The sequence below is a fragment of the Rhodococcus sp. R1101 genome (assembly GCF_000278445.1).
GTDB classification, from domain to species: Bacteria; Actinomycetota; Actinomycetes; order Mycobacteriales; family Mycobacteriaceae; genus Rhodococcus; species Rhodococcus gordoniae.
The window spans coordinates 1-4361 of the sequence record NZ_AJVB01000321.1; the positions used below are offsets into that span (position 1 = coordinate 1).

Here is a 4361-nt window from a genome sequence, read left to right on the forward strand (position 1 = left end):
CGGCCCGCGTGGGGCGGGGCGGTCGCGTCGGCGTCCGGTGGGGGGTGAGGGGTGGACGGTCACGGGCGCGAGCTGCTCCTCGGGAAGGCGGTGGTGCGGTTCGGGTCGTCGCGATCGTGGGAGACGCGAAGGCCTTCGGAGTTAGGTTACGGAATCCTATGTCTCGGCGGGAGGAGGGGATGGGGTTGCGCACACCACCCCCGGATGCAATGGTTAGGCTTGCCTAATCAAAGTTGATCGTCGATCAGGAGGTGTCGGATGACGACGCTGCTGCTGCCGCCCACGGCGGCACCCGTCCGCCCGTTCGAGGACACGCGCGCCCGGTTGCGCGCACTGGCCGCAGGAGCCCCCCGCGTCTACGCGGTGGCCTGTATCGACGAAGAACCCCGTCGCCGCTGGTGGTTCCTCGGCGGCGGTGAACGGCAGCAGCGCATCGAGGCGCTCTACGACCGCGCCCTGCTCGACACCGAGGATCCGCGCATCGCCGTCGAGCAGGTCGCCGGCGCCCTCATCCACGCCGTCGTGGGCCGCGTCCTGGCCCCCTACGCCCTCGAGGGTCGCGTCTGGGATCCGGGACTGGACAATCTGTGGCTGCACCAGGACAGCGACGGCTGCATCGACTGGGCCGGTCTCGCCGACGACACCCTGCGGGTGCTGCCCGACGACCGCGCCGCCGGGCAACGCGAGGTGGTGGTGCTGCCGTGCGAGCAGGCGATGGCGGTATGGACCGCGCACCGCGCCACGACCGCCCTGACCGCCGTCCATCTCGCGTTGCGCGCCCTCGCCCCACTCGACCGGTCCCGGTTCTGGGCGATCGTCGGCCGCACCGTCGTCACCGGCGCCGACCGGCTGCCCGTGCTCGGCGGCGCGTCCCGGCGCACCGCCGCGCGCCGCGGCCAGGCATTGCTCGACGCCTTCGTCGCCGCCGACCGTCCCGTCCGGGGCCTTGCCGGATTAGGGAAGCCTTCCCTATAATCGACATCGTTCCGACTGCCGGACCGCAGCAGAGTCCTGAGGGCTGCAGTGACTCCCGGTCCCTTCCCGCGGCGGGCCTCACGATCACGTGAGGCCCGCCGTCGTGTAACCGGGAGCCACAAGTCCCCGCCCCCGTTGTCGACTATCCGCGCGATGTCCTGTCGCTCTCGCCGCCACTCCCGCGACCGCCGACCCGGCCCGGACGGTCGAGCGCAGCGCCGGGCCGTGCCGTCCGCATCCTGCGCACCGCCTCGACCGGCGACCAGGTGCCCGGACGCGACCGGACCAGCGGATAGCACCCCAGCCCGAGCAGCGCCGCGGTGAAGTGCCCGACCGCGGTGAAAGTCAGGTCCACGAACAGCGGCACCGCGTAGAACGCGAGGACCGCGGCGAGGTAGAACGAACACCACGGCCGGGCGAGCCGGTAGGTCGACACGGCGACCACCCCGGCCAGGGCGTAGCTGACCCCGTAATCGAGGGTGTCCACCGCCGACGCCGGTGCGTCGCCCCGGCGGATCGCCCAGTACAGGGCCCCTCACTGAGACAGGTCGCACCGACATGTGCGGTCACCACCATGCGCAGCCGTCCCGAGCCAGCGTTCCGCGGGCACATGGAAGACGGTGTACACGACGAAGTACGTGAACCATCCGCCGCCGGCGAGTCAGAAGGCGCTCGACACCAGCACCCGGACCGGGTCCTCGGCCGGATGGTGCAGATTGGTTGACCGATTCCCGAGCAGCACTTCGAGATCGCCGGCGGGAAGTCGTCTCGTCACCACCGACGTCACCCGCAGCACACCCAGCCAGATGTAGGTCCCGGGAGCTCGCCGCACACACGTCCACGCGGCCCGGGTCACGGGTCGAAGACGCAACGGCACGGGGGCGTCCATCGACACCAGTGTGCGCCCTGACGGTCCTGTCGGGGTGGATGCCGGTGCGCGCCCGTGGGCAGCGTCCGCAACCGGAACAGCACACGGTGACGAGCGAAGCCCGGACGTACCGTGGCGCAGCAGCCATGCCCCGAACGGCACCGACGACCGCATGCCCGTCGACGTCATCGACCATGAGCGGCGGCGGGTCGGCGTTCGTCCTGTTCCTGTGACTTTCAGCAGTAAGCGGCACGGCTCTGAGTGTTGAAAGTGGCGCAGCCGAATTCGTTCTGGAACTGAGAAGCGCCGCGAGCGGGCGTCACCACCGGACGAGTCGGTCGCCTGCACCTTTCTGTGTCGAGTCAGCGCGTCACGACCATTCGGCGGATTCGGTTGTGCGGTGGCGCGTTGCGTCGAGCAGTGCCGCGACGTCGAGTTCGTTCGGCCACTGCATCGTGGTATCGGGGATGGGCCTGATTCCGTCGGCGACCACCCACACCGTTCCGTGGTCGTCGACGGTCACGGGTGGGCGCGTCGCGAAGATCGGTGTGCTGGTGACCGGTTCAAGGCTCTGTCCGTCGAGCAGCGTGAACAGCCAGAACTGGCGCGCGCGGTCGTAGGTGACCGGTCCGGGAAGAGGCCACCAGCCCAAGCGCCCGGTCCCGTCCGGTGGATGGTCGGTGAACCACACGAACGGCCCGGCCTGCCCGGCCGACAGGAGCCCTTTCGGCAGGGGACGTGGCTCTCCTAGCGTGAGGTCCTCGAGAACGGGTGCCGCGTGTTCGCCGAGAAACAGGCGCAGTGGTGTGCCGCCGAGGAACATACGATGCTGGCGACGGGTGTGCGGAAGAACCGGTCCGACAGTCAGCGCACCTTCCGGATGGACCCGCACGAGCCGGAAGGCCGAGTCTCCGCCACGAACGGCGACGACGAAGCCGTCGGCATCGACTGCTACGGACGCCACGTACCCGTCCGGAGCGTTCATCTCGATCGGAGGTCCGCCCGGACCGTGCAGTGTCCACCTGCCTTCGGCTCGGCAGGACAGGAGGGTGTTACCGAGTGCGGCGCCGGCGAGCACTGGGATGTCATCGACGTGACGTGGTGTTTCGCCCGCGTCGATCCGATACAGCCCGTCACCGCCGGCGATCCAGCAGCCGCCCGGGGTCGCCCGGATCCGGCGCGAGATCCCGACGGCCCCGGGTAGCACGTATTCGTGGACAGTGTGGTCGGCGGCGACGCTCACTGCCAGCGGCAGGGTGCTGTCGACCACCCACAGCACCCCGCCGGCGGCAGAGATGTCACCGGCAACAATGCTCGGACGTGCAGGAAGATCCGGGACGTCGTCGAGATCGAGGTCGATCAACGCTCCGACCTCGGAGTTGGCCTCGTCACCGTCGTGTTCGAACAACCCCTCGCGGTCGAAGAATCGTGGTGCGGCATCGACATCCCGCAACTGTCGGTGCCCAGAAACCATGTGCCACGAACCCACGGTTCCGGGCCTGCGACGGAATCGCTCACTGACGATCCGGACCCTGGTGACGCGACCACGGACACGTCCTGCGGTGTCGTAACCCATGACTCCGTAGAAGCGTCCCGCGAGCTCGACCCGGCCGGTCAACGGCCGAAAGCCCCGCCACGACGCGGTCCAGCCATCCCCGCGCAGCAGCCCGGACCACTCCCACTGGCGCGGGGTGTCTTCACCCGTGTACTGCCAGATTGGCGGCCGAGTGCTTGCTTCGAGCAGCGCACGCACAGTGACCACCCCGTCACCGGCAGCTGGCAGTTCGACGAACCGCAGCGGGAACGCGATGACCGATCCGACTCGAGGAGGCGGTATCTCGCCATCCTCGATCGCGACGGCTTCGACTTCGACGGACAGCGTTCGGCGTCCCGTCATGAGCCCTTCCACGCAGTAGTCACACGGCCGATGCTATCCGCACGACCGGGCGGTATGACGGCAGCGCACAGACCAGCCGAACCACGTCGGAACGATGAGACACGCAGGCCCGGATAGACATCCGCCACAGCACTCGAGATCCGACTCGTCCACTGGTGGTTCTCGCCCAGCTTGTCAGTCGTGCAGCGCGTGGACCTGCAGCGTTCCCCTTCGTGTCCGCCAGAGATTCAGGCGATCTTGCCGGAGTCCTCAAGAATCCGGCCTCGTCTCGCTGCGCGCCTGGCCCCTGGGAAACGCGGAGATGAGGGCGCCCTACCGACACGAATCTGGAAAATGACACGTTCCCGAGAAACCTGGAACAAGGGTTTACGCACCGTCATTCTCGAAACCCGAAGTGAGCACGTTTTCTAGGCCGGGACGATGCCGGAGCCACCGATGAGGGGCGTGCGCCTGTGTTGTCGAAGCGTCTTTGATACGGGATCCCGTACCCGACCTGAGGTGTTGCGGGTCATGAGGTTGGTGACAGTCCGGCATCCCTCGACGTTCGATCTGGTCAGGTGCGGCAGGCCGAGGCGTTGTCCGGATCGAGTAGGAAGCTGCTCAGGCGTCGTGTCGGGGGCG

The 4361-nt window shown here is 68.4% G+C and carries 2 protein-coding genes and 1 pseudogene; 1 reads left to right on the forward strand and 2 read right to left on the reverse strand.

All coding sequences use genetic code 11. The annotated features are described in order from the left end of the window. Positions 1-258: 258 nt before the first annotated feature. Positions 259-975, forward strand: a complete 717-nt coding sequence (locus R1101_RS0116920) for a hypothetical protein (protein WP_016934555.1) — start codon at positions 259-261, stop codon at positions 973-975. 142 nt (positions 976-1117) lie between these two features. On the opposite strand, the pseudogene R1101_RS27170 reads toward R1101_RS0116920, so the two are convergent. Both R1101_RS27170 and R1101_RS0116930 read right to left on the reverse strand, forming a co-directional pair. Continuing rightward, a pseudogene (locus R1101_RS27170) lies at positions 1118-2032 on the reverse strand (rhomboid-like protein). A 181-nt stretch (positions 2033-2213) separates the two neighbouring features. Further along, on the reverse strand, positions 2214-3740 hold the full coding sequence (locus R1101_RS0116930) for a hypothetical protein (RefSeq protein ID WP_016934556.1): 1527 nt from the start codon (positions 3738-3740) through the stop codon (positions 2214-2216). Between the last annotated feature and the right edge of the window lie 621 nt (positions 3741-4361).

Excerpts from the sequence above, each read along its gene's own strand:
- R1101_RS0116930 (WP_016934556.1), bottom strand. The coding sequence starts at position 3,740 with ATGACGGGACGCCGAACGCTGTCCGTCGAAGTCGAAGCCGTCGCGATC.
- R1101_RS0116920 (WP_016934555.1), top strand. The coding sequence starts at position 259 with ATGACGACGCTGCTGCTGCCGCCCACGGCGGCACCCGTCCGCCCGTTC.